The following is a 26,574-nucleotide window of genomic DNA, read 5'->3' as shown; positions in this document are numbered from 1 at the left end:
CTTACTTGTCCACTTTTTTCATGATGAAATAGGCACAGCCGAAGTTGCAATACTCGTAAAGATAATCATCCAGCGTGCTTATTTTTGTGTCAAAATCGGCTCTTGGATTCTGATCATCATAAAAACCTTTGAGTCTTAACTGATCATATCCCCAGTCACCAACAATAAAATCATATTTTGACAAAATATCGGAAAAACGTTCTTTTACACTTTCTTCATGAAATCCGTTCTTTTCATTTTCGATGATCTCATATGTCTTTCCTTGTAACTCAATCACAAACATCCCCCCACTTACGTATCCTCAGTTTATCATAACCTGGCGGCATTCAACCAACATTTTAACAAAAACTGCTCTATGTATGTGTTTAAAATCCACATGTTTTCTCAGACACCACAATAAACGAAAACCAGGACTAAAATCATAGTCTTCATATAAATTAGCTAAGTTTGCAACACCCTGTGCTAACGCCGACACTAGCACGTCCTGTTCGTCAAAATTCAAGACGGTGCACTGCTTTGAGCACCAGGAATGTTTCCATGAAACAACATCTCACGCAAGTATTCGTATTCTTTTTTCTAAGGAGAGGGCTTGCGTGTGTTGTGGTGACTTCTGCGCCTGGCACAAGACGTGGACGATTTTAGCATAAAGTCCTCTATTCGACGTGTCATTTTTACCGGAGTTTTTGAACAACTTCTGTATGAATTTCGCCTGATACAGCAAACTAAGACGGAAAGAATTTTTGGGCAAAAGGAGGCCACTCATGTACAGACAATTACTTTTCCCATTGTTTATGACAGTCATCACACTGGCAGGCTGTAATGGTACAGACAATGCAGCAGATGAGGAGCGCCAGCAAGCTGAAGAGCGTGATCAGATTGTTGAAGAACTCGATCCGGAGCAGGAATCGACACCATCCAACCCATCCGGTGACAGCAAGCTTGGATATGTGCGTTATACAAAAGAACAGATTGATAATCAAACTGAAAATCAGCATAACATCAACATTGATCGGACCAGCCTTGCCAATATGATTACACGGATCATTTTGCGCAATGATGGTTTTTCAGAAGCAGCGACACTTGTGACGGATGACAAAGCGCTGATTGCATACGATAAGGCAGATGAATTGGATGCCGATAAAGCGGCAGATGTCGCCAACAAAACGGCAGTTTCCATTTTGCCGGGTTATTTTGATGTCTATGTATCGGATAACGAAACCTTGATGCAGGATATTCAAAGCTTACACAATTCCAGTGTTCAGGATAATGACTACGACAACACGATAAATCAGATTATCGAAGAAATGAAGAAATCACCACAGGGAATGGAAAAATAGCCAACCAGAGGACTAACGGCCACGTTTCGTTAGTCCTGCTCGTTAATGAAGGAGGTGTGCTTAATGCCGAAAATAATAACCTTCCTGTTAACATCATGCTTCATGGTCATCGTCTTTACGTATCCTGTGCAGGCAGAGGGACAGGATCTGCACGAAAAACGGATGGTTTTATACAAAAAAACGGAGACATTAACACAAATCCCATGGTATTATATTGCTGCAATTGACCAGTATGAACGGAATAGCTCCGAGGCAAATAAAGACGATCAGCTTGTATCGATATCAATACCGGATGAAATTTGGTATGGTCTTGGTAATAGTTCCATGGTCAAAGACGAAAACATCATTCAATTTTTCCAGGGGAAAGGCAAGGACGGAAACGGTGACAAAAAAGCCAATCCTGAAAACCCTGAAGACGTTTTATACACAATGGCATCCATCCTGCTGGAATACGGTCCTTCGCGGGACGAGGTGAAAATTGCGCTTTGGAATTTCTATAGACGTGATTTAACCGTCCAAACCATCATGAATACGGCTAAAGTTTTCAAAAGGTTCAACCGGCTTGATTTAACAGACCGGGATTTCCCGGTTGATACAGATTACAATTACACCTATAACAATAATTGGGGTGATCGCCGCGGATTTGGAGGGGTGAGGATACATGAAGGGTCAGATATATTTGCAGACTACGGCACACCTGTAAAATCCACAACATACGGTGTTATTGAAATGAAAGGCTGGAACTTATACGGCGGATGGCGGCTGGGCATACGGGATATCAATAATGTTTATCATTATTACGCACACATGAGCGGTTACAATGATGAAATTAAAGTCGGCCAGGTGGTTAAGCCAGGTGATATCCTCGGCAATGTCGGATCTACCGGCTACGGTCCGCCCGGCACATCAGGCAAATTCCCGCCGCATCTGCATTATGGCTTGTATCAGGACAACGGTTACAGTGAATCGTCGTTTGATCCGTACCCATTTTTGCAAAGGTGGGAGCGAATGTCTGAATAAGGTCATTGCTGCGCGGTGTATCAGTAATTTAAACCGAAGTGTCAGCGCGTTTCAATATTTACCTTTCCATTCCATCAGTGTGGCCCAACCACAAATTAGCAAAGAGCCTCTGCCATATAGGCAAAGGCTCTTATAAGTTAAGCTGCACCATCCGAATAGAATAACGGTTCGTATTTCATATTGAATGAATCTATTTCCTATCTGCACCTTTTTTGACAGCGTTCATAATACTTGCCGCCAATCCTCCCCATATAATCAACATGGAGATGATCATAAACGTAATAGCTCCTCCAGTCATATTACTTCGCCTCCCCGGTATTCTGTGTCTCGTTTTCACTCGCGGCACTGGCATTTCGCCATTTAAACAGTGCCATAATGATACCGACCACTAATGCACCGCCAGCAACAAACCAGCCGCCATACAAGATGAATGCATCAGGGTAATTTGCATAGTTTCCGGTTTCCGTTTCAAACAATCTCATCAGGTTGGTTCTGAATAAATCATACATCGTATACCCCAGCACAATCGGTGTGATAACACCAAGGCTGAAGGTCCACCAGCCGCCGAGTCTGATATCGGAAATCTCATTCGCATGCTCCTTCAATTCGCCAAGCTTGCGCAGTACCCAGGCAATCAGGACAACCTCAACCAAGCCGACAAACGCGACCCCGAATTGGTTAATAAAGTAGTCAGCGGCATCCAGAAAGTTCAATCCGCCGCGGGTTGCAAACACCAGTGAAACCAATGCTGCGAATCCGCCACCAAAAATAACAGCTTTTTGGCGGGAAATGTTGAATTTATCGGACAGACCTGCTACATATGTCTCGATAATCGAAATGAGCGATGACAACCCTGCTAACACGAGTGATATGAAGAATAGAAATCCAAACAATTCATTGAGCGCCGGCAGTTCGTTGATGATTTGCGGAAATACGACAAATGCCAGTCCAACGCCTCCAGCAACAACTTCATTCACGCCGACACCTTGTTGAACGGCCATAAAGCCTAATACCGAGAATACCCCGATACCGCATAGCAGTTCAAAACTGGAGTTACCAAAGCCAACGATAAACGCGTTATTCGTTATATCCGATTTTTTCGGCAAATAGCTTGAATACGTAATCATGATAGCAAAAGCAATCGACAAGCTAAAGAATATTTGTCCATACGCCGCAACCCATACCTGACCATCTGCCAGCGCGGAGAAATCCGGCGTGAAAAATGCATTCAATCCTTCAACTGCACCAGGCAGTGTAATGGCACGGATAACGATAACGAGAAATACGAGTACCAATAACGGGATAAAGATGCGGTTCGCCATTTCGATCCCTTTTTTGACACCTCTGTACAGAATACCTAAAACAAGCAGCCAAACAATAATCAATGGTATAAGAACGCCGGGAACAAAACCGCCGAATTCACCAGGTGCGGCTGTTTCCAAATAGCTGCCGAACAGGAACCCTTCTGTATCCGAACCCCAATTCAGATTAAAGGAAAAAATCGAATACATGATTGCCCAGGCAATGATCACGGAATAATAGGTCGAAATGACAAAGGCAACCAGTACGCCCCACCATCCGATCCATTCTGATTTCTTGTTCATCCGTTTGTATGTCAACGGTGCTGAGCCTCGATACCTGTGGCCCATGGTGAATTCCATGATCAAAATCGGGATACCTGCTGTCAGCAGCGCAATCAGATACGGAACCATGAATGCTCCCCCGCCATTTTCAAACGCGGTTGCCGGGAAGCGCCAAATGTTACCAAGCCCGATAGCAGAACCTGCTGCAGCTAAAATAAAACCTGCTCTTGTCCCCCATTGAGAACGGGTTTCCATGTCAAAACTCCCCCTTATGATTCCTTAAAACTTCAGTGAATATTTAATGAAGCAAGGATATTTTTATTTTTCTGATATTTATGTCCATATTATAACGGTACTTTGTTACTATGTCAAAGTTTATTTATATTTTTTTATTTAAGACTTATTAAATGATATTTTGAAAATCATGGACGTGTCATTCTTCTTCCTCTTCCGTAATATCTTCTTTTGGCACGGCGATTGAAGGACCATCCCCTCCTCCATAAAAATCCGGCACATCGCCCATAAGGGCACCGCCATCTATATAGATTTCTGTTGAAACTGTCGTGACATCGGTCATAAATGGAATAACAATTTGTACGTCGGCCTCGACCTGAACATATAACGACACCCATGCCCCATTCAGTCCAAGCGGTTCATCCTCACGTACAATATTGGTGCGTACATTTCCGACGAATTCCAGATTAACCGGTATCCTTGGCCCGAGATTAGCCAAAATGGTATTCCCGGTGGCCTGGCCTAGCGGAATTTCCACGACTGTCGGATCTTTCATCGGAAGATTTTCGGTTGTGTCTTCAAATTCTTCCGGTTCGAACAAGGAGTTTTCATAATCGGGCGGTTCCCCTGTGTTCATATAGCGGAAATACTCTTCCACCCGATCAGTTGCAACACGATTTATTTCACTGACGACAGCAGAATTCCAATTGTACGTGGCAACATTACCCTCGTTATCGTATGTAATATTCAGCAAGTCATCATAGTTGTAATTTTCGGCAAACCTGACCGCTGTATTGATACCACGTGTTGCAAATTCATCTGTTCTTCTTTCGGCAATATCCATTAAAGTCGGTTTAATGCCTTTATCTATAATCGCCAAACTGAGAAAAATCATTAAAGCAAAAATAATTGCTGTTAATACGATCATTTTGGACAATGGAGGCGGTGTTTTGGATATTTTTCTTCTGCGGAATACCATACGCTTCCTCAACATATAAAACCCCCTTAAAAACAACATATGCTTGTTTAAAGGGGGTTAGAATAATTTCACGCTATTTTCAGCAATGCATCTTTTCCGGTCATGCCTGGTTTCCAGCCATATGCCTTTGATGCATCCGTCACCTTTTCCAGCGGCGCATGAAGCAGCTGATCAATTGTTCTGACACCTCTGGCGCGTCCGGCAATCACTTTTCTGTCTGCAAGAGCTTCATTTAACAGATCGACATCCAGCGCGCCGCACATAATATAGCCGACGTCATTGGAGATAACCAATAAATTTGTTTTGGGAAGCTCCACTGTTACAGCTGTAAAATGTATTCCTTCGACTTCCAGCGGATTGACAGTCATCATGATCATCAAGCCCTCCTTACCAGATACACAATATATTATGCATCAACAGGGCGTCATGACACACATCTAATGACCGGCAAATTTATGACGCAATGTGTGAGCCAGTAAGTCACGTAAAAATTCCGGCAGAAAATAATGCTTTTCCTCTGATCTGGCAATTTCCGGAAGCAGGCGGCCAAATGTAAATGTGTCGGCTGTCGCCACTTTATAGGATTTTTCGGGATCCAGCGGTGTACCATCAAAATATATGGTTTTAATGTATTTACTTCCATCTTCCCGCGAAACAGCATGGACTTCCAAGCCGGCATACATCATTTTACCGAGGATTTCCCCCCGAAAACCGAACCCTTTTAACTTTAATTCTGTAAAATCCCTGGTCAGAGATGCGCGGATAACTTCTGTCAACTCAGTACCATTCAGCTCCACCATACAAGGATTGATCGGGTGGGGGCAGATACGGTGAATGTCTTTATACGTGACTTGCCCTCCCGGAATCTGATCCAGCAGTATACCGGCGTTCAGCATAGCGACATCCGCTTTGGTCCATTCTTTAAGCGTCTCCGTCAGTTCCTGCATAATATCGGTGTGCTGGAACCATTTAACTTCGATCGGGTTTTTTAATTGAATGACCGTCTGTTCAAGCAATTTGTCGGCTTTTTCCGTTAATTCGTTCAGTGATTGCTCTGTTGCGAGATCACGGGGACGTTCTGTCATATCATAAACTGTCGCTGTCTTATCGACAAGACGTTTTTCATGATGATCCCACGTCAGCACCACTTCACCGGCAAAACTGCAATGTTTCCCGGCTGCTGTTATAAGTGTTTGGTTGACCTTTTCACCTGTCCGCAGCAAATGGTGTGTATGGCCTCCGATGATAACATCAATATCGGTAAATCGGCGTGCAATTTCCTGGTCTTCACTGAGCCCCAGATGTGACATTAAAACAATGATATCTGCTGTATCCTTCAGGCTGCTTATATGGTTTCCCAATGTTTGAAATGGCGCAGAAATATGCCAGTCAAGCAGTTCATAAAATGCATTAAATGGAGCGGTCAGCCCGATAATGCCAATTTTGATCCCGCTGGCCGATTGAATATGTACGGTCGACTGCAGCCATTCGGGTTCGGTATTTGTCAAACTGTGCAAATTGGCACACACCACCTGAAAATCCGCATCATCATATAAATGGTGAAGATCATCATGCGCCATCGTAATGCCTTCATTATTACCGATCGTGGCGAAATCATAGCCGACGTCATTCATTAATTGCACATTCGCTTTGCCCATAAAAGCTTCAGCAATTGGATGGACCCGGTCAACATGATCACCAATATCCATTAGCCAATTTTCCTGACTATCAGCCGCTCTTTTTTCCCGGACTTCTTTTAAAAAACCCGCGACTTGCGGCCAATTGTCAAAATTGCTGTGTAAATCGTTTGTATAATAAAAATAAAGCTTCTCCTGCATTGACATGCTCCTTACATCAATCCCTCGCTAATCAGTCTGATCCCAACGATAATCAGCATTAATCGCAATACCCATTCCAATATTTTGCTATTACTCAGCTGATTAACTTTAGCACCAAACGTCCCACCAAGCCAAGCACCTAGAATAAAAAAGACAACATATTCCCAGACGACATGGCCTAAAGCAATATGCGTACCTGCACTCATGATACTGATAAATAAAATCACAAACATTGAGGTGGCCGCGGCTGTATGTATCGATAACCCGAAAAGGAAGATCATTGCCGGCACAATCATGGCACCGCCGCCAATACCAAATAAACCAGATATGGCACCGATAATCAATGAAATGATAAATACGGACAATACGGGGGTTTTTTGTGATGATTGATCATCTGTCTGTTTTTCCCGTTTAAACAAAAACAGAAAAGATAACACAATCATCAGGATACCGAAATAAAGTGAGAAATGATCGGCATTGACAAACTGATTCAGCCATGACCCCAATATACCGCCCGGAATGCTGCCGGTTAAAAATAACAAACCGATTTTAACATGAATTTGCTTATTTTTATAATAGGAAACCGTCGATGAGAAAGCTGTGAACACCATCGTAACCAGTGATATACCAACAATCGCCTGAGGGGTTGCCCAGTTGAATGCATCCGAATAATGACTGATTAACAGCAAACTCGGAATCAGTATGACACCTCCGCCCATACCAACAAGACTCCCGGCAAATGCAGCGGCTAGTCCAATGATGAAACAAATAACATAAAACAATAAAATCCCTTCCATCATATCCACTATATCTATACTAGCACGAATCAGGCTGAATGAATATTTTTTGCTATTGGGACAGGGATCTGTCCCCTATCATAGAGGGACAGACCCCATCCCCATAACCCATATAACCTCTTTCTATCATTACAATCGAAATGAAATTGGAAATGGGGGCATGAAATCGATAAATTTTTTCATGTTTAGATGCCCCTTTTTCACGACTTCAAACGATTATTATTATAAAAGAGGGAACATGAAAAGAGCCCGCCGAAGCGAGCTCTCTGAATTATATTTCTCCAATTAACCGATTGAACCTTCCATTTCCATTTTGATCAGGCGGTTCATTTCAACGGCGTATTCCATTGGAAGTTCTTTGGTGAATGGCTCAATGAAGCCCATGACAATCATTTCGGTGGCTTCTTCTTCGCCAAGTCCCCTGCTCATCAGATAGAAGAGCTGTTCTTCCGACACTTTGGAAACTTTGGCTTCGTGTTCCAATGAAATATTGTCATTGTTGATTTCGTTATATGGAATAGTGTCTGACGTTGATTCATTATCCATGATTAACGTATCACATTCAATGTTCGAACGGGCACCTGTTGCTTTGCGTCCGAAATCAACTATTCCACGATACGTTACTTTACCGCCTTGCTTGGAAATTGATTTGGACACGATTGTGGATGACGTGTTCGGTGCCAGGTGATGCATTTTGGCACCTGCATCCTGATGCTGGCCTTTACCGGCAATTGCAATCGATAATGTGTTGCCGCGTGCCCCAGGGCCTCTAAGCAGAACTGAAGGATACTTCATCGTCAATTTGGAACCGATGTTGCCGTCAATCCATTCCATCGTAGCATTTTCACCAGCAGTGGCACGCTTGGTAACCAGGTTATACACATTATTGGCCCAGTTTTGGATCGTTGTGTAACGGCAGTAAGCATCTTTGTGAACAAAGATTTCAACAACCGCACTGTGCAGGGAGTTGGTTGTGTAAACCGGTGCTGTACAGCCTTCCACATAATGGACAGATGATCCTTCATCGGCGATAATCAGCGTACGTTCAAATTGTCCCATGTTCTCAGAATTGATCCGAAAATATGCCTGCAGCGGTGTTTTAGCTTCGACACCTTTTGGAACATAGATGAACGAACCGCCGGACCATACGGCTGAGTTCAATGCAGCAAATTTGTTATCCGAAGGCGGAATAACCTTACCGAAGTATTTTTTGAATAATTCTTCGTTTTCCTGTAGTGCAGTGTCTGTGTCTTTGAAGATGATGCCCAATTCTTCCAGGTCTTCTTTCAGGTTATGATAAACAACTTCGGATTCATACTGTGCGGATACGCCGGCCAAGTATTTTTGCTCGGCTTCCGGAATACCCAATTTATCGAATGTCCGTTTGATTTCTTCAGGTACTTCATCCCATGTTCTACCTTGACGTTCGGACGGTTTGACATAGTAGACGATTTCGTCAAAATCAAGCTCAGACAGGTCGCCCCCCCATTGCGGCATTGGTTTTTTATAGAATGTATCCAATGCTTTCAGGCGAAAATCGAGCATCCATTGAGGTTCCTCTTTCATGCGTGAAATTTCTTCAACGACCTCACGTGTCAACCCTTTTCCGGAACGAAATACCGAAACGTCTTTATCATGAAAGCCATATTTGTACTCTTCCAATTCTGGCATTTGCTTTGCCATGAATATACCTCCTTAAAAGTGTTATACCATTGGCTGCTTACTCTTCTTTAACACCTTTTTCCATTGCCTTCCAAGCCAGGGTTGCACATTTGATTCGCGCCGGGAACTGGGAAACGCCCTGCAGCGCTTCAACATCTCCCATATCCATTTCCTCCGTATCCACATCCTCACCAAGCATCATGTCAGAAAAAGCTTTCGACATCTTTAATGCGTCATCAAGTTTTTTCCCTTTTATGGCCTGGGTCATCATTGATGCGGATGACATGCTGATGGAGCAGCCTTCTCCGTTGAATTTGGCATCCTGAACAATACCATCTTCCAGCTGCAGTTGAAGCTGGATCCGGTCGCCGCATGTTGGATTATTCATATCTACGGTAAGCGCGTCTCCGTCAACAGAGCCCCTATTTCTCGGATTTTTATAATGATCCATGATCACCTGCCTGTACAGTGTATCAAGGTTGCTAAAAGACATCCCCAAAATACTCCTTCGTTTTCAAAATTCCATCGAATAGGCGGTCGACATCTTCTTCTGTATTATATAAATAGAAGCTTGCCCGTGCGGTTGCGGTCACGTCCAGCCATTTCATTAAAGGCTGTGCACAATGGTGGCCGGCGCGGACAGCAATTCCTTCCGCATCAAGTGCCGTCGCAGCATCATGTGGATGGACATCATCAAGGTTAAACGTAACAAGTGCTGCGCGCTTTTCCGGGCCATAAATGCTTATACCGTCTATTGTACGTAATTTTTCCATTGTATAGTCGGCTAATTTTTGTTCATGTGCCGTAATGTTATCCATTCCAACTTCATTCAGAAAATCTATGGCTGCTCCCAATCCGACAGCACCTGCGATGATGGGTGTCCCGCCTTCAAACTTCCAAGGGAGTTCTTTCCATGTGGAATCATAAAGGTTGACAAAATCAATCATCTCACCGCCAAATTCCACCGGTTCCATATCTTCCAGCAGTTTTTGCTTGCCATACAGAACACCAATACCGGTCGGTGCGCACATTTTGTGGCCGGAAAAGACATAGAAATCACAATCCAAATCTTGAACATCAACGCTCATATGTGGTGCACCCTGGGCGCCGTCCACGACCGTAACCGCATCGTGCTGGTGAGCGATTTTGGTTATTTCTTTGACAGGGTTAATTGTACCGAGCACATTCGAAACATGTGTGATGGCGACTATCTTCGTATTGTCGGTTATCGTTTCACGGATATCATCCAATGAAACCGTACCATCGCTCTTAAGTGATACATATTTCAACGATGCCCCGGTCGCTTTGGCCGCCTGCTGCCAAGGAATTAAGTTGCTGTGATGTTCCATCGGTGTAATGACGATTTCGTCCCCTTCTCTTAGGTTGGCACGTGCATAACTATAGGCAATCATATTGATCGAAGTTGTCGTACCACGTGTGAAAATTACTTCCGCCGTACTCTTCGCATTTATGAATTTCCGGACCTTTTCCCGGGCACCTTCATACTTCTCGGTTGCCCGTGTCCCCAAGGTATGAACACCACGGTGTACATTGGAATTATCCTCCCTGTAATAGGCATCAACGGCTTCGATTACAGGAAGCGGTTTTTGAGACGTTGCGGACGAATCCAGATATACCAACGGAGAGCCATTGACTTCCTGATGTAAAATCGGAAATTGTTCCCGTATGGCCTTCACATCCATTAGTATACCTTCCTTTCAATAACCTGCCTCAACTGTGTTTTCACCGATTCAATCGGCAGCTGACCCACTACCGGCTCAAGGAAACCGTGTATAATGAGGCGCTCAGCTTCATGACGGGTAATGCCCCGACTCATCAAATAATACAGCTGAAGCGGATCTACACGGCCGACGGATGCTGCGTGGCCTGCCTCAACATCGTCCTCATCAATCAGCAGGATCGGGTTGGCATCACCGCGTGCTTTATCACTTAACATCAAGACACGTGATTCCTGCTCGGCATTTGATTTTGACGCACCATGTTCAATTTTTCCAATACCATTAAAGATGGACCTTGCTTTGTCTTTCATGACGCCATGTTGCAGAATATGCCCTTCTGTAAATTTGCCAAAGTGAACGATTTGTGATGTGAAGTTTTGCGATTGCTTACCTCGTCCTACCGAAACCGTTTTGGCATTGGACCATGAATTTTCACCAACTAAATGTGTCACATTTTCAGAGACCGTATTGCCATCATTCATTTGTCCCAGTGCCCACTCAATTCTTGCATCACGGTAGGTCACACCACGGCGGTTGATATAAGTCGTTGTTCCTTCCGCAAAGTTATCAACCCCGCCAAACGAAATTTGCGCATTATTGTTGGCAATTACTTCTGTTACAATATTCGCTACTGTTTCTTCCTCATGGTTTTGGGAAAAATAATTCTCCACATATGTCAATGAACTGTTATCGTCCGCAACAACCAATACATGGTTGAACATGGCAACTTCAGGATCTTCCTGCCAGAAAATGACCTGCAGCGGCTCCTCCAGCTGGACATTTTTTGGAACATAAACAAATACGCCGCCATTCATCAATGCTGCATGCAGTGCAGTGAGCCTGTGTTCATCAACCGATACGGCATCTTTCATATAATAGCGTTTCACCAAATCACCATGTTCTCTGAGTGCTGTAAAAATGTCGGTGAAAATGACGCCTTTTTCTTCAAGCTCTTTATTTAATGATGCATAGGCAACCGTATGGTTACGTTGTATTAACAGGTTATCCTGTGTGTTCTCCTGATCAAGGAAATCCTGTATATCTTCAGGCAACTTATCCAGTGATGCTATCTTTTCGCCTTTAGCTGTATCATGTTTGAACTTGCTGAAATTCCACTTGGTGATGTTCGTCTTGTCAGGCTTAGGCATTTCCAGTGAATCAGCTTGCTCTAAAGCTTGAAGGCGTAACTCCTGCATCCAGTCTGGTTCGTTTTTATCTTGTGAAAACTGTCTTGTATAATCTTGGTCGTAAGGCAGCTTTGTTTCTACAGTCATATTACCCCTCCTAGCTTTTAGACTTCTTGCTCGACATTTTCGTCCTGAATACCCAGTTCTTCTTTAATCCAGTCATAACCTTCAGCCTCAAGACGCTGCGCCAGTTCAGGTCCACCGGATTTGACGACGCGGCCGTTCATCATGACGTGTACTTTATCTGGTGTAATATAGTTAAGCAGGCGCTGATAGTGTGTAATGATCAGGCAGCCGAATTTTTCATCGCGCATTTTATTGATACCTTTGGCAACGACTTTTAAAGCGTCGATATCGAGTCCGGAGTCAATTTCATCCAAAATGGCAATTTCCGGTTTTAAGAGCATCAGCTGCAGGATCTCATTACGTTTTTTCTCTCCGCCTGAGAAACCTTCGTTCAAATAGCGCTGGGCCATATTTTTGTCGATTTCAAGTTCATCAAGCACGCCATCCATTTCTTTGATAAATTTCATAAGCGAAATTTCATCGCCTTCTTCACGACGGGCATTAATGGATGAACGCAGAAAGTCTGATGTTGTCACACCGCTGATTTCACTTGGATATTGCATAGCAAGGAAAAGACCAGCGCGGGCACGTTCATCAACTTCCATCTCCAGAACGTCTTCACCGTCAAGAAGGACACTGCCTTCTGTGATTTCGTAATGCGGGTGCCCCATGATAGCAGAAGCAAGTGTTGATTTACCAGTACCGTTCGGTCCCATTACCGCATGGAATTCGCCACCTTTTATCGTAAGGTCGACACCCTTTAATATCTTATTACCTTCAATTTCAACATGAAGATTTTTGATCTCTAATGTTGAGCCTGCCATATTGATACCTCCAATTACTGTTATGATGCTGTTGTTGGAAATGGATATGTACTCATCCATTCTCAATCTATTCTCATTATAATCTTAAATCATTTCGAATGTATTATCAACTCTCAGAGGCTATTCGATACGTATAAAGTGAAACCTCAATCAGCAGGAAGTTTTTATTAACCATTCAGGATGCGGTTGCTCAACCTAAAAGGTATTCAATTCATTATAATACATGCCCAGACTTGTGTTAAATAGATTGAACCGGAAAAAACCCGGTCGTTTAACCGGGCTTGCGCACATCTTTATTGCTTTGATTTTCGTTGATACCATGCATGATTTTCCTTCAGCAGATCAGCTGCTTTTTCAAGTTGTTTCCTGACACTTTGCACAGCTGTACCGCCTGGTGCCTGACGAGCATTGACGACCATCTCGGGACTCAGTGCCTCAAATATATCCGCTTCAATCACCTCAGAAAACGAACGGAATTCATCAAGCGACAGATCGAGCAAATATTTATTGTGATGGATACAATACAAGACGATATTCCCGACTGCCTCATGGGAATCTCTGAAAGCCATTCCCTTGCCAGTCAGATAATCAGCCAGGTCAGTTGCATTCGAAAAATCCTGTCGCACTGCCTCATACATTGACACCTTTTTGACAGCCATCGTTTCGATCATTGGTGCAAACAGCGACAGCGCTCCCCGCAATGTTTCGGCTGTATCAAACATGCCTTCTTTGTCTTCCTGCATATCTTTGTTATAGGCAAGCGGCAGCCCTTTTAGCATTGTGAGCATTCCATTTAGATGGCCATAAACACGCCCGGTCTTTCCGCGTACAAGCTCTGCCACATCCGGATTTTTCTTCTGCGGCATCATGCTGCTTCCCGTACAAAAGGCATCATCCAGTTCAATAAAATTAAACTCGGCGCTTGACCACTGCACCATTTCCTCACACAATCGTGACAGATGCATGGCTATGATAGACGCATCTGATAAAAATTCCACTACAAAATCACGGTCACTGACGGCATCCAGGCTGTTTTCACAAATACTGTCAAAGTGAAGCTCCTGGGCAACATACTCCCTGTCAATCGGGAAGGTTGTTCCTGCGAGTGCACCGGCTCCAAGCGGCATCTTATTAATGCGTTTCAAACTATCGGCCAGCCGCTCGATATCCCGCTGAAACATAAACACATAAGCCAGCATATGATGGGCGAACAATACAGGCTGTGCCCGCTGCAAATGTGTGTATCCGGGCAGTATCGTGTCCATATTGGATTCAGCCTGCTTATAGAGAGATTGCTGAACGGCGGTCAATAATTGGATCAATTCCAGAACTATATCACGTAAATAAAGGCGCATATCCAGTGCCACCTGATCATTTCGGCTCCTGCCGGTATGAAGCTTCCCGCCAACAGATCCAATTTCGTCAATCAGCAGCTTCTCAACATTCATATGAATATCTTCATGTGCTTCATTTAATTCCGCTTCACCAGTTTCAATTTTTGCTGCAACTGTTTGCAGTCCATCCACAATCATATCTGCTTCGGTATCAGTTACGATACCGCATTTTTTAAGCATCCTGACATGTGCCAGACTCCCCTGAACATCGTATGTCGCCAGTTTCTTGTCAAAACGGATGGATGCTGTGTATTCTTCCACTAACTGATTCGTCGGTTTTGTAAATCGTCCGCCCCATAGCTTCATTGGTTCGATGGATCCTTTTCAGCGATATCTGTATTAATCTCTGTTGGTGTTTGGTCATTTTTATGTGCTTCATTGACGGCGGAATGCACTTTTGTCGGCAGTCCCCACAATTTAATGAATCCATTGGCGGCTTCATGGTCGAATGCATCATCGGCATTATAGGTTGCCAGATTAAAGTCGTAAAGGGATTGTGCCGATTCACGTCCGATTGTCTGAGCACGGCCTTTATACAGCTTCATTTTGACAGTTCCGGATACATACTGTTGTGTTTCTTCAATGAATGCTTTGAGTGCATCAGTTAATGGTGAATACCACAAGCCGTCATATACAGTCTGGGCGAATTTCTGCTCTGCAATAGGTTTAAAACGTGATGTCTCACGTGTTAATGTCAGTGATTCCAGTTCCTGATGGGCCTTCAGTAAGACAGATGCTGCTGGTGCTTCATAAATTTCTCTCGACTTAATTCCGACGAGACGGTTTTCAACGTGATCAATACGACCAACACCGTGTTTGCCTGCGAGCTCATTTAACACCATAATCAATTCATCCAGTGGCATGTCGTTTCCATTCAGCGAAACCGGTTTCCCTTGCTTAAATATAATTTCAACAACTTCAGGTTCATCTGGAGCATCAAACGGATCGACCGTCAGATCATATGCATCTTTTGGCGGTTCTACCCAAGGGTCCTCCAAAATCCCGCATTCGTTGCTCCGTCCCCATAAATTTTCATCAATGCTGTACGGGCTGTCGACGTCAACAGGTACCGGGATGTTATACGCCCTGGCGAACGCAATTTCTTCCTCCCGTGACATTGACCACTCACGCACCGGTGCAACAACATCAAGGTCCGGATTCAGTCCGGCAAAAGCGACATCAAACCGCACCTGATCATTGCCTTTTCCGGTACATCCATGCGCAACGGCTGAAGCACCTTCCTTTTCAGCGATATCAACGAGCAATTTAGCGATCAGTGGTCTTGACAGGGCAGAAATGAGCGGGTATTTTCCTTCATATAATAAATTAGCCTGTAAAGCCGGGAGAACATATTCACTGGCAAACAACAACTTGGCGTCGATGACATACGATTTAACAGCACCAACATCAAGTGCCTTCTTTTTGACAAATTCAAGATTTTTTCCTTCCCCAACATCAATTGCTGCTGCGATCACATCATAGCCATATTTGTCCTGCAGCCATTTAACAGCAACAGACGTGTCCAATCCTCCCGAATACGCTAATACGATTTTTTCTTTCCCCATGGTATCCTCTCCTTATGATAATGCTGAAAATATATGTCCGTTTCATTCAGCTCAGCAATGCTGTCATCAGGGCTTTCTGGGCGTGCAGCCTGTTTTCAGCCTGCTGAAATACAACCGATTGCCGTCCATCAATGACCTCAGTTGTGACTTCTTCACCGCGATGTGCCGGCAGACAGTGCATGAAAACGGCATCAGTGTTTGCCAATGAGCATAGCGCAGTGTTTACTTGAAAACCGGCAAACTGTTTTTCACGATATTGCTTTCCATCTTCCTGTCCCATGCTCGACCATACATCCGTGTAAATGATATCAGCCTGCTTTACGGCTGCCTGTGGTTCAGATGTGACTTCAACATTGCTCCCGGACTGCTTTGCAATTGACAGGGATTTTTGAACGATCGCATTGTCCGGCTGGCAGTCGGCAGGTGATGCTATGCTGATCGTCATACCGGTCATCGCAGCACCGATTATCAGTGAATGCGTCATATTGTTGCCATCACCGATATAGGCAAGTTTCACACCTTTCAATCCGCCCTTCACTTCCTGAATCGTCTGCAGATCTGCAAGCACCTGACATGGATGATACATATCAGTCAACCCGTTGATGACCGGAATGGTGGCATTGTCAGCGAATTCTTCAAGTATATCCTGTGAAAACGTCCGGATCATGACCCCGTCCACGTAACCGGACAGGACCTTGGCTGTATCGGCTATTGTTTCGCCCCTGCCTAGTTGTATATGGTCCGGACTCAGGAAAATACCTGTACCACCCAGCTGGAAAACCCCTGCCTCGAACGACACGCGCGTTCTGGTTGATGGCTTTTCAAACAGCATGCCCAGTGTTTTTCCCTTCAACGGTTCGAATTGTGTTCCTGATTTGTGCTTCCTTTTCAGCTCATTAGCCAGTTCCAGCAAACCGAACAATTCTTCTTGCCACAAATCTGCAAGTTTTAAAAAATGACGGCCTTTCAACCGGTAACCGGCATGTATGGGGGCAACCTCAGTTTTCATTCACATCACACGCTCCTTCCACCAGTTCAATTTCTGGCTATCAGTCAAACAGTCATACGGAATAGAAGGCTCCCGCGGCTGGACAGACGCATATAATGATTCCGGATATACTGTCATTTAAAATGTTATGTATTATTATGCAATAAAATTTATATTAATGCAATATTTTTCTCATAAAAATAAAATAATGGATGCAAACCGTAACCTTGATCCGCATCCATTTTTAGATATAATCGCTTAATTATTCAATTCTGCCACCCGATTTTCCATACGGCCAATATTGTTAATCTCCACGGTTATGGTGTCCCCATCATTTAAAAATTGCGGTGGTTCCATTCCCATACCAACCCCATCCGGCGTTCCCGTCATAATCAGGTCGCCGGGTTTTAGTGTAATCAGGGACGAAATGAATTCAATCAGAAACGGGATATCAAAGATGAGTTGTTCCGTTGTTGCTGCTTGACGCTTCTCACCATTCACATAGGAACTAATGGCTAAATGACCGGGGCTGCCAACCTCATCAGCTGTGACAACCCAAGGACCAATCGGTGTTGCGCGGTCCATCGTTTTCCCTTGCAGCCATTGCGGTGTCCGCTTTTGCAGATCACGGGCCGAAATATCATTACCGATTGTATAACCGGCAATATAATCGAGTGCATTTTCCCGTTTGATATGTGATGCCTGTTTTCCGATGACGGCTGTCAGCTCAGCCTCATAGTCAAGTTTCCGGACGAATCCCGGTTTTTCAATCAGATCATCAGGTCCTATCAGCGCATTGGCAAATTTGGCAAATAATACTGGGTGGTCCGGAACATTACTATCCATTTCTGCTGCATGAGCGGCATAATTTTTGCCGACACAAATGATTTTCGATGGCGACGGAACCGGTGTGGCCAGATTAGTTTCATCACGACTAAAGGTAATATCCTTCACATCATTCGTTTTGGCATATGCCTGTACGTCTTTGGCCTGTTCGATGACAGACTGACCGACGGCATAAAACTGTACCGGATCGGCGGGGAAAAGCCTGTCAGCAGCATCTGCTTCGTTGTCTTTGTTTCCGGCACGTTGCCATCTTCGCCATGTTTCTTGCAGGTCAACTATTTTTTCTTCGTGCATAAATCCCATCCTTGCCGGTCCGGGGTTGCCCTTAATTTTGTAGCTTAATAATTTCAAAATATGTACCTCCTTGAGACTTCAATCATATATGTATTCGACTTCTTCCATCCCAATCCCTGTTATAATTGCAATTTTTCATCAAAACTTGGATGAGTCCCAACAATAATTTTTGAACAACCTCTTTAAAGAAAAAATCCGGTACCCTTTAAAGCGTACCGGATTTCTTTATCGTTTATGAATATGACTGTCAATTTCAGCTACCATGTGTTTACATCTTTCATATTCTTTTTGTCGTCTTTTTTCCACGGCTATGCGTTTTTCCAGTTTCCTTTCGTATTCCACATAACCCATTTTGTGCGACTGCTGCATTGCTTTCTCCATTTCCGGAGTATAATGCATTTTTATGCCACTATTTATAGTGAACCATCCTTTCGTTTGATTGCGAAAACAAGCATACCATAATCATAACAAGCACAAAACACATATGGCCACTTTAGTTTGCTTGGATAAAATATATAAAGCTGAAATTCACCTCTGTAACATGTCATGTAAACTTAGTGAATTCCTTAAAATTTGCATTACGCCTGCTCACCGTCAACCGGTACAATCGCACCATCAAATTCTTCCGTTATAAAGTTCTGGATTTCCTCAGAGTGCAGCACATCCACTAATGTATTGATTGCTTCGTTGTCCTCATTCTCTTTCTTGACTGCGACCACATTCACATATGGCGACTCTTCACCTTCCAGAATGAGTGCATCTTCCATCGGATTCAATTCCGCACCGATTGCATAATTGGTGTTAATCGCGACGAGGGTATTTTCTTCAGTTTCATACAGATTAGGCAATGTTGCGGCATCATAGTCATACGAAAACGTCAGATTTTTTGGGTTCTCCACAATATCATCTGTTGTTGCATCGACTGTATCAACGTCATCCGCCAATTTAATCAGGCCTTCCTTTTCAAGTAATCCAAGAACACGTCCGTGGTCGGCAACCGAACGGCTCATCAGCACTTCAGCACCCTCCGGAATCTCATCAATACTGCTGAAGTCTTTGGAATAAATTCCCATTGGTTCAATATGAATCCCGCCAAGATGGGTGAAATCATAGCCAATATCCGCAATCTGTCCCTCCAGATAAGGAATATGCTGGAAGTAATTTGCATCAATTTCCCCATTTGAAAGATCTTCATTCGGCAATACATAATCCTGGTATTCTTCAATCGTTAACGTGATACCTTCTTCCTCAAGAAGTGGTTTCGCTTCCTCTAAAATCTGAGCATGTGGTGTGCTCGATGCACCAACCTTTATCTCGGTGCTGTCGCCGTCACCTGAACCGCCGCAAGCCACCAAAAAAAGAACTGTTAATAATGAAACAAATGCCAAACCTTTTTTCATGTTCATTTTCTCCTTTAGCGTTTATCTATTTTGTTGGAAATATAATCTCCAATGAACTGGAACAAAAATACGATAAGGACAATCAGTACTGTACATACAAAAACAACATCAAATTCACGACGCTGGAACCCGAAGAAGTATGCATAATTTCCGAGTCCCCCAGCACCGATGACACCTGCCATAGCCGTATAGCCAATCAGATTAATCGCTGTCACGGTAATACCCGAAACGAGCGCCGGCATTGATTCGGGAAGCAAAACCTTGAAAATGATCGTTTTTGTTTTAGCCCCCATTGCTTTTGCTGCCTCGATCACTCCTTTATCCACTTCTTTCAGGGCAATTTCAACCAAACGCCCGTAAAATGGTGCAGAGCCGATGATCAATGCAGGCAGTGCCGCATTCGGACCACGGATCGTGCCAATCAAAAAGTCGGTGAACGGGAAGAGGAGCAGGATCAAAATTATAAATGGGATAGCCCTGAATATATTGACAATCGAGGCAACGATCATATTGAGTACTTTATTTTGCCAGATGCCACCATCCATCGTCAGATAAAGCAAAAGGCCCAATAATATTCCAAAAATAAAGGTACCAATCAAGGCGAGAATCGTCATATAAAATGTTTCATATGTGGCAACCCATAAATCCTGCATATCAATATTCGGAAACAGACTATTCCACATCACGGAGCACCTCCACTTCCACAGAGGTTTCATCCCTTAAATGGTTTATTACCCGGGCAATTTCTTTAGGCTCCCCATCGATTTGAACGAATAATGTGCCGTATGCGCCTTGCTGCATTTGCGTAATTTTTCCCTGCAAGATATTGATGTCAATATTAAATAACTTGGCTGTCCGGCTGATAATCGCCTGATTTGCTGTTTCGCCGACAAAATGAAGTCTGATGATATTGCCACTGTCATAAGTGTTGATCAATTCCTCGACACCGTCATGTTCATTGCCGGTTCCCATCACTTGCTCAACAAACTTTTTGGTGATCCGTTGCTGCGGATGCATAAACACATCACGTACATTGCCTTGTTCAACGATTTTTCCCGCTTCCATCACGGCCACTTGTTTACATATTTTACGGATGACATGCATTTCATGGGTAATCAGTATAATCGTCAACCCGAGTTTTGCGTTAATATCCACGAGCAGATCCAGAATCGCATTCGTCGTTTCCGGATCCAGCGCTGATGTTGCCTCATCACAGAGCAATACTTTCGGTCTGTTGGCAAGTGCCCGGGCAATCCCGACGCGCTGCTTTTGTCCACCGCTTAATTGTGAAGGATAAGCATTTTCCCGTCCGGCTAACCCGACGAGTTCGATTAATTCCAGGACTCGGTCTTCCCGTTCACGTTTGGCAACCCCGGCAATTTCCAATGGAAACGCAATATTTTCCTTCACGGTCCGTGACCACAGCAAGTTAAAATCCTGAAAGATCATGCCGATTTCCTGCCGGGTAATCCGCAGCTGATTGGTACTCAGCGCGGTTAGTTCCTGACCATCGATGACGATTTTGCCGGCAGACGGCTCCTCCAGCCTGTTCAAAAGCCTCACGAATGTACTTTTGCCGGCGCCGCTGTAGCCAATGACGCCAAATATGTCACCTTCTTTAATATCAAGGGTTAAATCATCGACCGCGGTTATCTGGTTGTTCGTTGTTGTGAAAACTTTTTTTAAACCCTCTATTGATATCAAGGTTATCCTCCTTCATTGCTATTATGTCCGTTTTCCAAGAGCGGTATCGCATCATTTTAACGAAGGAAAGTGCTTGAATAACGGTGGTTTCTCACCCTAAATAAGAAACGTCTTCCTGTTAAGAGAACAGAAAGACGTATACAATCACCATCTTCACGTTCCCTTATCTGTCAAAGCAATCGCTTTGCAGGAATTGGCACCTTCCAAATAATAACTATTTGAGGTTGCCGCGGTTTCATAAGGCCAGCCCCTCCACCGCTCTGGATAAGAGAAAAAAATCGTATTCAATTTAAAATCGATAATAAAAATATTAGCACGACTTATCCCGGTTGTCAACAGGGTTGGGACAAAGGGTCAGGGTTGGGACAGGGGGTCTGACCCTTTGTCCCATTAACTTTTGGGGTGGGACAGGGGGTCTGACCCCTCGTCCCGCTAACTTTTAGCAAACAGCTCTGGCTTATATGTCATTAAATAGCTGTATATATTACCGATTGATTTGAATGCATAAACTTTATCCTTGATTTCGCCATCTTCCTTGATCAACAGACAAGGGACACTTTCAATCTTGTATGCCTGCATGAAATCAGGGTTGAGCGACGCATTCATTTCATAAAAAATATCTTGCTGATGGACCGATTCGATTTTGTCGAGCATCGAACGCGCCAAGGCACATGTACCACAAAATGGTGTATAAATGTATAATAAATAACGATCCTTTTCCAGTTCTTTATCTGTTACTTGCTGCAAAAAATCACCCTAAATCAGAAAAATCGGATTAACCGCTATCCGCTTTCCCACAAGCTCTGCAGCCAATATGTTTTCAGGCGTTGTCGCCACTTCGCGATATTCACTGCTCACATATATATGTTCAGCGTGCGGGAGCTCACGTGACAACTGATGGCGTAGTTTAATGCCTGGACTGTCCTCATCAACCAGAATGTATACATCCCGATTGTCCAGATCATATTCTTCGAGAAGTTCATCAAATTTTTCCACACCCAATGTCCCGTTTGTACAGATGATGTCAGCGTCTTCAGCAATCACTTTTTTGATTTGTTTTTTATCGGTCAATCCTTCCACAATGATAACTTTTTCCGTGTCATGTGTCATCCATATTGCACTCCTTGAGCGAAAACAGCCGTATTTTATTAATATCATGGGGGTAATCGATTGCCAGCATATTAAAAAAGCCGACTTTCCTCATGCGAGAGTGAGTCAGCTTTTCGATATTGGTTGCCATTAGTCCTTATTAATGGCTTCTTCGTACTGTTCAGCAGATAATAATTGATCGACGTCTGATATATTTTCCGGCTCAACAACAACCATCCACGCTTTGTCGTATGGCGATTCATTGACAAATTCCGGGCTGTCTTCAAGCTCTTCATTAATCTCGACTACTTTTCCGCTGATCGGGGCATATAATTCAGAAACTGTCTTAACAGATTCTACACTGCCAAATGGCTCATCCGCCTCAATGTCGTCACCAACTTCGGGCAGCTCAACAAATACAATGTCGCCAAGCTCATCCTGGGCAAAATCGGTAATCCCGATACGTACGCTTCCGTCCTCTTTTTTGATCCATTCATGTTCTTCGGTATAAAGCAAATCTGTCGGTAAGTTCATTTTAAATCCCTCCGTTGATCATTCCAAGTGTTACCTTAACTATACTAGGCGATAGTACAATTTACTAATATTTTATTTTTGAAGCCAATTTTCGGTGAATGTTTCCGCTTTGAACCCAACGGTTACCTTTTGCCCGTCTGTTACGATCGGCCGCTTAATCAGCATGCCATCCGATGCCAGCAGTTCTGCCATTTCATTGGTGCTCATCTGATTGATTTTTTCCTTGAGATTCAGCTCACGATATTTCTTGCCGCTTGTATTGAAAAATTTCTTCGGTGGCAGATCACTTTTGGATATGAAGTCAAGCAGCTCTTCTTTTGTCGGAGGCTCATCCACTATATGTATACTGTTATAATCAATATCATGCGCATCGAACCATTTTTTGGCTTTTTGACATGTGCCACATTTCGGGTACCAGTAAAACGTTAATGCCATCCCTTTCCCTCCTGAGCTATTTTTGTGATCAGTTTTATTATAGCAAATTTACTGGCGACAGGCGAGGTGCACCTATTTATTTTGAGGATGATTTGTGAACTTCGGGAAATAGCCTGTGTACTTCGGGTAATTTATTGTGAACTTCAGCGGATTTTGTGACAACTTCAGCCGATTTGAAAATTATGCCGTAAACTTGATCTTTAAATAACCGATTACATGCTATAATATACATATTATAGCGTGGAGGTGGCTGGTATGCAGTGTGATCAAAACCGGAAAAAAACGAATGATTTATTAAAAGAAACAGGACTTACGTACGAGGACTATGCTTCAATTGATGACGGCAACCGGTATGAATTAGCCGGGGGGAGGCTGGAACTGATGAGCCCTGCTCCTTTGGTTAATCACCAGATTACCAGTTTTGAATTGCAAAAGAGATTATCGCGGAATTGTGAAGAGGTCTACATTATTTTATATGCGCCAGTCGACGTCATTCTATCAACTAATGAAGTTCGCCAGCCGGATATTGTCCTCGTTCATCGGGAAAGAAAAGATATTATTCGAAAAAGAGGTATTCATGGAGCACCGGACATGGTTGTGGAGATCCTTTCACCGCCAACATTAAAACGGGATAAGATCGACAAACTAGATGTATACGCTCGTTACAACATTCCTGAATACTGGATTGTGGAAACCAATGCTGGCATGCTGGAACAATATATTCTCCGTGATAATCAGTACGAAATCATCAACGTATTTCACGATAATGAACCGGTTACCTCTCCGAATATTGCCTGTGTATCGTTTACAATGAAAGAGATAATGGATAATGTTCCGGATTTAAAAGATTAGGCATTTCCGTTATGTCTTCATGAGTTTCAAGGTTTCACAATTGATGGACGTGCAATGGTGAACACTTTAACGAAAAAATTATAAACTTGAGCCGATTTGATATAATTCAAGTCATCAAAACTGATATCGTATAAGTTGCGAACTATGAGATTTTTAAAAAAGCCCCTGACCGTCAATTCGGCCAGGGGTTTTTATTTTACCTTATCAAACAACATATTTTTCTTCTTCAATGATTTTCGCAGCAATTTCGCGTTTTTTAGCAATCACATTGGTCGGTGTATGACGTGTCAGTTTACGCAATGACGACAGCATTATTCTCAGTGTGTCACCTTCTTCAACAGCAATAAGCGACTCTTTTGCATCAGCTTCAATACGATTGAAGGCTTCCTGTACGTATACTTGTGTGTACAGAAGCTTTTGTTTGTGTTTATCTTCACCATCTTTATTGATTGCTTTTTCAGTACGCAGAATGGCTGATTCCATGTTATAGACTTCATTCACCATGTCAGCCAGATTTACTAAAATCTCCTGCTCATGCTCCAGTTTCTGCTGATATTTTTGTGCTGCCAGACCGGCACCAAGCAGAATCATTTTCTTGGCATTTTTCAGCAAATATTTTTCCTGTTCCAATGTAGCGTCACCGATTTCTTCAGGCATCATCATCATCAGTTCTTCCTGTAGATTTTGTGCCTGCTGCAGCAGTGGCAGTTCGCCTTTCATCGCTTTTTTCATCAGTGTTCCCGGCACAAGCAGACGGTTGATTTCGTTGGTTCCCTCAAATATACGGTTGATTCTTGAGTCACGGTACATTCTGGCCACTTCGTATTCTTCCATAAAACCATAGCCACCGTGAAGCTGTACCGCTTCATCAGCAACATAGTCCAAGCACTCGGTCGCCGAGAACTTGTTTAAGGAACATTCAATCTGATACTCGGCGATTGCTTTGGCAACTTCCCGGCCATCTTTCAACTGCTCATCGGTTAACGATCCCATCCGCTGTTCGAACAATCCGACTGTGCGGTAAACGGCGCTTTCATTGGCGTACGTTCTTGCCGCCATTGTTGCCAATTTTTCCTGTGTCAGTGAAAAACTGGAGATAGGCGTATTGAACTGTTTACGCTCGTTGACGTATTTTGTTGCCACACCGATACCATGTTTGGATCCGCCGACACCGCCCATCGCGAGCTTATAACGGCCGACGTTCAGGATGTTGAAGGCAATTTTATGACCTTTTCCTGTTTCTCCAAGCAGGTTGTCAACCGGTACTTCAGCATCTTCCAGAATTAATGTACGGGTTGAAGAAGCCTTGATCCCCATTTTATTTTCTTCAGGTCCTGTTGAGACACCCGGGAATTCCCGTTCAACAATGAATGCAGTAAACTTATCACCGTCGACCTGTGCGTAAACGATGAACACATCTGCAAATGCTGAGTTGGTAATCCATTGTTTTTCACCGTTTAGAATATAATGTGTGCCCGCTTCATTTAATTTTGCGGTCGTTTTCCCGCTCATGGCATCAGACCCTGCACTTGGCTCGGTCAGCGCATAAGCAGCAATCATTTCACCGGTCGCAAGCTTTGGCAAATATTTTTGCTTCTGCTCATCATTGCCAAAAAATACAATTGGCAGCGTTCCAATGCCGACGTGACCACCGTGCGTTATTGAAAAACCGCCTGCACGGGCAAATTTTTCCGTAATGATGGCTGAGCTGATTTTATCCAAATCGACACCGCCATACTCTTCCGGAATATCTGCACCAAGCAATCCGAGTTCACCTGCTTTTTTAATCAGATCGACGGAATGGTCGAATTCGTGATTTTCCAGATTATCAATCTTGGGAATGACTTCACCTTCAACAAAATCATCTGTTGTTTTGCCAATCATCTTGTGTTCTTCGGTAAAATCTTCGGGTGTGATCACATCGTCGGCTGTCAGATCTTCGGTTAAAAATCCACCGCCTTTGAACAATTTTTCTTTTGTTTCGCTCATGTGAATCATCCTTTCCATGTTGGATTTTTATAATTGACCCGTTGAATTGCGCGCATTCAGTCACTTGTCGCCACTGAATTGTGAACTTCATCATTTTATTTGTGAACTTTAGCGAATTCATTGTGAACTTTAGCAAATTCATTGTGAACTTTAGCGAATTTGCGGTAATCTTTAGCGTTTTTCCTTCAAATATACTTCAACTGCTGGTCAGCCCGCAT

Annotated in this window: 27 protein-coding genes and 1 riboswitch; of the genes, 3 read left to right on the top strand and 24 right to left on the bottom strand. The window is 43.5% G+C overall.

The genetic code is table 11. The features are described 5' to 3' along the window. Nucleotide 1 precedes the first annotated feature (1 nt). Nucleotides 2-277 (bottom strand): YutD family protein, encoded by a 276-nt coding sequence (locus VK080_RS08215; protein WP_324224285.1) that lies wholly within the window; start codon nucleotides 275-277, stop codon nucleotides 2-4. A gap of 484 nt (nucleotides 278-761) precedes the next feature. On the opposite strand from VK080_RS08215, the gene VK080_RS08210 reads away from it, so the two are divergent. Together VK080_RS08210 and VK080_RS08205 are read left to right on the top strand one after the other, a co-directional pair. Continuing rightward, nucleotides 762-1,337 carry a YhcN/YlaJ family sporulation lipoprotein gene (locus tag VK080_RS08210; protein WP_324224284.1) on the top strand — a complete coding sequence of 192 codons (576 nt, stop codon included), beginning with the start codon at nucleotides 762-764 and terminating at the stop codon, nucleotides 1,335-1,337. A 63-nt stretch (nucleotides 1,338-1,400) separates the two neighbouring features. Beyond that, entirely contained in the window at nucleotides 1,401-2,357 is a 957-nt protein-coding gene (locus tag VK080_RS08205; protein ID WP_414672231.1) for a M23 family metallopeptidase, read from the top strand. Nucleotides 2,358-2,547: 190 nt separating this feature from the next. Here VK080_RS08205 and VK080_RS08200 read toward each other — a convergent pair whose 3' ends face one another. The 22 genes from VK080_RS08200 to VK080_RS08095 all read right to left on the bottom strand — a co-directional run bounded on the left by VK080_RS08200 (nucleotide 2,548) and on the right by VK080_RS08095 (nucleotide 23,515). Continuing rightward, entirely contained in the window at nucleotides 2,548-2,655 is a 108-nt protein-coding gene (locus VK080_RS08200) for a methionine/alanine import family NSS transporter small subunit (protein WP_324224283.1), read from the bottom strand. Nucleotide 2,656: 1 nt separating this feature from the next. Next, nucleotides 2,657-4,195, bottom strand: coding sequence for a sodium-dependent transporter (locus VK080_RS08195; protein WP_324224282.1), 1,539 nt, complete (start codon nucleotides 4,193-4,195; stop codon nucleotides 2,657-2,659). Nucleotides 4,196-4,373: 178 nt separating this feature from the next. After that, complete coding sequence (yunB, locus tag VK080_RS08190; protein ID WP_324224281.1) at nucleotides 4,374-5,168, bottom strand: sporulation protein YunB; 795 nt, start codon at nucleotides 5,166-5,168, stop codon at nucleotides 4,374-4,376. 53 nt (nucleotides 5,169-5,221) lie between these two features. Then, entirely contained in the window at nucleotides 5,222-5,524 is a 303-nt protein-coding gene (locus tag VK080_RS08185) for a YunC family protein (protein ID WP_324224280.1), read from the bottom strand. A gap of 66 nt (nucleotides 5,525-5,590) precedes the next feature. Then, a complete protein-coding gene (locus tag VK080_RS08180) occupies nucleotides 5,591-6,991 on the bottom strand; it encodes a bifunctional UDP-sugar hydrolase/5'-nucleotidase (protein ID WP_324224279.1) in 1,401 nt (466 codons plus the stop codon). Nucleotides 6,992-7,002: 11 nt separating this feature from the next. Further along, on the bottom strand, nucleotides 7,003-7,773 hold the full coding sequence (locus VK080_RS08175) for a sulfite exporter TauE/SafE family protein (protein ID WP_324224278.1): 771 nt from the start codon (nucleotides 7,771-7,773) through the stop codon (nucleotides 7,003-7,005). Between the two features lie 300 nt (nucleotides 7,774-8,073). Next, the gene (gene sufB, locus VK080_RS08170) at nucleotides 8,074-9,471 is read right to left on the bottom strand and encodes a Fe-S cluster assembly protein SufB (protein WP_324224277.1); all 1,398 of its coding nucleotides are present in this window, start codon (nucleotides 9,469-9,471) and stop codon (nucleotides 8,074-8,076) included. Nucleotides 9,472-9,508: 37 nt separating this feature from the next. Continuing rightward, nucleotides 9,509-9,943, bottom strand: a complete 435-nt coding sequence (gene sufU / locus VK080_RS08165; protein WP_324224276.1) for a Fe-S cluster assembly sulfur transfer protein SufU — start codon at nucleotides 9,941-9,943, stop codon at nucleotides 9,509-9,511. Further along, nucleotides 9,933-11,153 (bottom strand): cysteine desulfurase, encoded by a 1,221-nt coding sequence (locus tag VK080_RS08160; RefSeq protein WP_324224275.1) that lies wholly within the window; start codon nucleotides 11,151-11,153, stop codon nucleotides 9,933-9,935. The genes sufU and VK080_RS08160 overlap by 11 nt, the downstream gene beginning before the upstream one ends. Beyond that, on the bottom strand, nucleotides 11,153-12,463 hold the full coding sequence (gene sufD / locus VK080_RS08155; protein WP_324224274.1) for a Fe-S cluster assembly protein SufD: 1,311 nt from the start codon (nucleotides 12,461-12,463) through the stop codon (nucleotides 11,153-11,155). The genes VK080_RS08160 and sufD overlap by 1 nt, the downstream gene beginning before the upstream one ends. Before the next feature lie 17 nt (nucleotides 12,464-12,480). Further along, the gene (gene sufC, locus VK080_RS08150) at nucleotides 12,481-13,266 is read right to left on the bottom strand and encodes a Fe-S cluster assembly ATPase SufC (RefSeq protein WP_324224273.1); all 786 of its coding nucleotides are present in this window, start codon (nucleotides 13,264-13,266) and stop codon (nucleotides 12,481-12,483) included. Between the two features lie 293 nt (nucleotides 13,267-13,559). Next, complete coding sequence (gene argH / locus VK080_RS08145; RefSeq protein ID WP_324224272.1) at nucleotides 13,560-14,966, bottom strand: argininosuccinate lyase; 1,407 nt, start codon at nucleotides 14,964-14,966, stop codon at nucleotides 13,560-13,562. Next, entirely contained in the window at nucleotides 14,963-16,225 is a 1,263-nt protein-coding gene (locus VK080_RS08140; RefSeq protein WP_324224271.1) for an argininosuccinate synthase, read from the bottom strand. The genes argH and VK080_RS08140 overlap by 4 nt, the downstream gene beginning before the upstream one ends. Before the next feature lie 46 nt (nucleotides 16,226-16,271). Then, nucleotides 16,272-17,234 (bottom strand): ornithine carbamoyltransferase, encoded by a 963-nt coding sequence (argF, locus tag VK080_RS08135; RefSeq protein WP_324224270.1) that lies wholly within the window; start codon nucleotides 17,232-17,234, stop codon nucleotides 16,272-16,274. A gap of 237 nt (nucleotides 17,235-17,471) precedes the next feature. Beyond that, complete coding sequence (locus VK080_RS08130; RefSeq protein WP_324224269.1) at nucleotides 17,472-18,410, bottom strand: fumarylacetoacetate hydrolase family protein; 939 nt, start codon at nucleotides 18,408-18,410, stop codon at nucleotides 17,472-17,474. Between the two features lie 521 nt (nucleotides 18,411-18,931). Continuing rightward, on the bottom strand, nucleotides 18,932-19,753 hold the full coding sequence (locus VK080_RS08125) for a MetQ/NlpA family ABC transporter substrate-binding protein (RefSeq protein ID WP_324224268.1): 822 nt from the start codon (nucleotides 19,751-19,753) through the stop codon (nucleotides 18,932-18,934). A gap of 14 nt (nucleotides 19,754-19,767) precedes the next feature. Beyond that, nucleotides 19,768-20,436: a methionine ABC transporter permease gene (locus tag VK080_RS08120; RefSeq protein ID WP_324224267.1), complete on the bottom strand. Its 669-nt coding sequence runs from the start codon at nucleotides 20,434-20,436 to the stop codon at nucleotides 19,768-19,770. After that, on the bottom strand, nucleotides 20,426-21,457 hold the full coding sequence (locus VK080_RS08115; protein WP_324224266.1) for a methionine ABC transporter ATP-binding protein: 1,032 nt from the start codon (nucleotides 21,455-21,457) through the stop codon (nucleotides 20,426-20,428). Before VK080_RS08115 ends, VK080_RS08120 begins: the two co-directional genes overlap by 11 nt. A gap of 160 nt (nucleotides 21,458-21,617) precedes the next feature. After that, nucleotides 21,618-21,728, bottom strand: a riboswitch (SAM riboswitch). A 161-nt stretch (nucleotides 21,729-21,889) separates the two neighbouring features. Continuing rightward, nucleotides 21,890-22,204, bottom strand: a complete 315-nt coding sequence (locus VK080_RS08110; protein WP_324224265.1) for a thioredoxin family protein — start codon at nucleotides 22,202-22,204, stop codon at nucleotides 21,890-21,892. Nucleotides 22,205-22,213: 9 nt separating this feature from the next. Further along, nucleotides 22,214-22,567: a toprim domain-containing protein gene (locus VK080_RS08105; RefSeq protein ID WP_324224264.1), complete on the bottom strand. Its 354-nt coding sequence runs from the start codon at nucleotides 22,565-22,567 to the stop codon at nucleotides 22,214-22,216. A 129-nt stretch (nucleotides 22,568-22,696) separates the two neighbouring features. Next, nucleotides 22,697-23,080, bottom strand: coding sequence for a glycine cleavage system protein GcvH (gene gcvH / locus VK080_RS08100; RefSeq protein WP_324224263.1), 384 nt, complete (start codon nucleotides 23,078-23,080; stop codon nucleotides 22,697-22,699). A gap of 72 nt (nucleotides 23,081-23,152) precedes the next feature. Further along, on the bottom strand, nucleotides 23,153-23,515 hold the full coding sequence (locus tag VK080_RS08095; protein WP_324224262.1) for an arsenate reductase family protein: 363 nt from the start codon (nucleotides 23,513-23,515) through the stop codon (nucleotides 23,153-23,155). Between the two features lie 255 nt (nucleotides 23,516-23,770). Here VK080_RS08095 and VK080_RS08090 point away from each other — a divergent pair, with 255 nt between their 5' ends. Then, the gene (locus VK080_RS08090; protein ID WP_324224261.1) at nucleotides 23,771-24,367 is read left to right on the top strand and encodes a Uma2 family endonuclease; all 597 of its coding nucleotides are present in this window, start codon (nucleotides 23,771-23,773) and stop codon (nucleotides 24,365-24,367) included. A 204-nt stretch (nucleotides 24,368-24,571) separates the two neighbouring features. Here VK080_RS08090 and VK080_RS08085 read toward each other — a convergent pair whose 3' ends face one another. After that, the gene (locus VK080_RS08085; protein ID WP_324224260.1) at nucleotides 24,572-26,356 is read right to left on the bottom strand and encodes an acyl-CoA dehydrogenase family protein; all 1,785 of its coding nucleotides are present in this window, start codon (nucleotides 26,354-26,356) and stop codon (nucleotides 24,572-24,574) included. Nucleotides 26,357-26,574 lie beyond the last annotated feature (218 nt).

The sequence above is a fragment of the Lentibacillus sp. genome, from assembly GCF_035301925.1.
GTDB lineage: Bacteria > Bacillota > Bacilli > Bacillales > Amphibacillaceae > Lentibacillus.
Note: the sequence above shows the minus strand (reverse complement) of the source record. Positions and strands in the feature narration are given on the sequence as shown.

What these genes read in the sequence shown, in the direction of transcription:
- VK080_RS08095 (WP_324224262.1), bottom strand. Translation starts at nt 23,515, where the DNA reads ATGGCATTAACGTTTTACTGGTACCCGAAATGTGGCACATGTCAAAAA.
- sufU (WP_324224276.1), bottom strand. Translation starts at nt 9,943, where the DNA reads ATGTCTTTTAGCAACCTTGATACACTGTACAGGCAGGTGATCATGGAT.
- sufB (WP_324224277.1), bottom strand. Translation starts at nt 9,471, where the DNA reads ATGGCAAAGCAAATGCCAGAATTGGAAGAGTACAAATATGGCTTTCAT.
- VK080_RS08105 (WP_324224264.1), bottom strand. Translation starts at nt 22,567, where the DNA reads ATGACACATGACACGGAAAAAGTTATCATTGTGGAAGGATTGACCGAT.
- VK080_RS08125 (WP_324224268.1), bottom strand. Translation starts at nt 19,753, where the DNA reads ATGAAAAAAGGTTTGGCATTTGTTTCATTATTAACAGTTCTTTTTTTG.
- argF (WP_324224270.1), bottom strand. Translation starts at nt 17,234, where the DNA reads ATGAAAACTGAGGTTGCCCCCATACATGCCGGTTACCGGTTGAAAGGC.
- VK080_RS08120 (WP_324224267.1), bottom strand. Translation starts at nt 20,436, where the DNA reads ATGTGGAATAGTCTGTTTCCGAATATTGATATGCAGGATTTATGGGTT.
- VK080_RS08205 (WP_414672231.1), top strand. Translation starts at nt 1,401, where the DNA reads ATGCCGAAAATAATAACCTTCCTGTTAACATCATGCTTCATGGTCATC.
- VK080_RS08185 (WP_324224280.1), bottom strand. Translation starts at nt 5,524, where the DNA reads ATGATGACTGTCAATCCGCTGGAAGTCGAAGGAATACATTTTACAGCT.
- gcvH (WP_324224263.1), bottom strand. Translation starts at nt 23,080, where the DNA reads ATGAACTTACCGACAGATTTGCTTTATACCGAAGAACATGAATGGATC.
- sufD (WP_324224274.1), bottom strand. Translation starts at nt 12,463, where the DNA reads ATGACTGTAGAAACAAAGCTGCCTTACGACCAAGATTATACAAGACAG.
- VK080_RS08180 (WP_324224279.1), bottom strand. Translation starts at nt 6,991, where the DNA reads ATGCAGGAGAAGCTTTATTTTTATTATACAAACGATTTACACAGCAAT.
- VK080_RS08090 (WP_324224261.1), top strand. Translation starts at nt 23,771, where the DNA reads ATGCAGTGTGATCAAAACCGGAAAAAAACGAATGATTTATTAAAAGAA.
- VK080_RS08210 (WP_324224284.1), top strand. Translation starts at nt 762, where the DNA reads ATGTACAGACAATTACTTTTCCCATTGTTTATGACAGTCATCACACTG.
- VK080_RS08085 (WP_324224260.1), bottom strand. Translation starts at nt 26,356, where the DNA reads ATGAGCGAAACAAAAGAAAAATTGTTCAAAGGCGGTGGATTTTTAACC.
- argH (WP_324224272.1), bottom strand. Translation starts at nt 14,966, where the DNA reads ATGAAGCTATGGGGCGGACGATTTACAAAACCGACGAATCAGTTAGTG.
- yunB (WP_324224281.1), bottom strand. Translation starts at nt 5,168, where the DNA reads ATGTTGAGGAAGCGTATGGTATTCCGCAGAAGAAAAATATCCAAAACA.
- VK080_RS08140 (WP_324224271.1), bottom strand. Translation starts at nt 16,225, where the DNA reads ATGGGGAAAGAAAAAATCGTATTAGCGTATTCGGGAGGATTGGACACG.
- VK080_RS08195 (WP_324224282.1), bottom strand. Translation starts at nt 4,195, where the DNA reads ATGGAAACCCGTTCTCAATGGGGGACAAGAGCAGGTTTTATTTTAGCT.
- VK080_RS08200 (WP_324224283.1), bottom strand. Translation starts at nt 2,655, where the DNA reads ATGACTGGAGGAGCTATTACGTTTATGATCATCTCCATGTTGATTATA.
- sufC (WP_324224273.1), bottom strand. Translation starts at nt 13,266, where the DNA reads ATGGCAGGCTCAACATTAGAGATCAAAAATCTTCATGTTGAAATTGAA.
- VK080_RS08160 (WP_324224275.1), bottom strand. Translation starts at nt 11,153, where the DNA reads ATGGATGTGAAGGCCATACGGGAACAATTTCCGATTTTACATCAGGAA.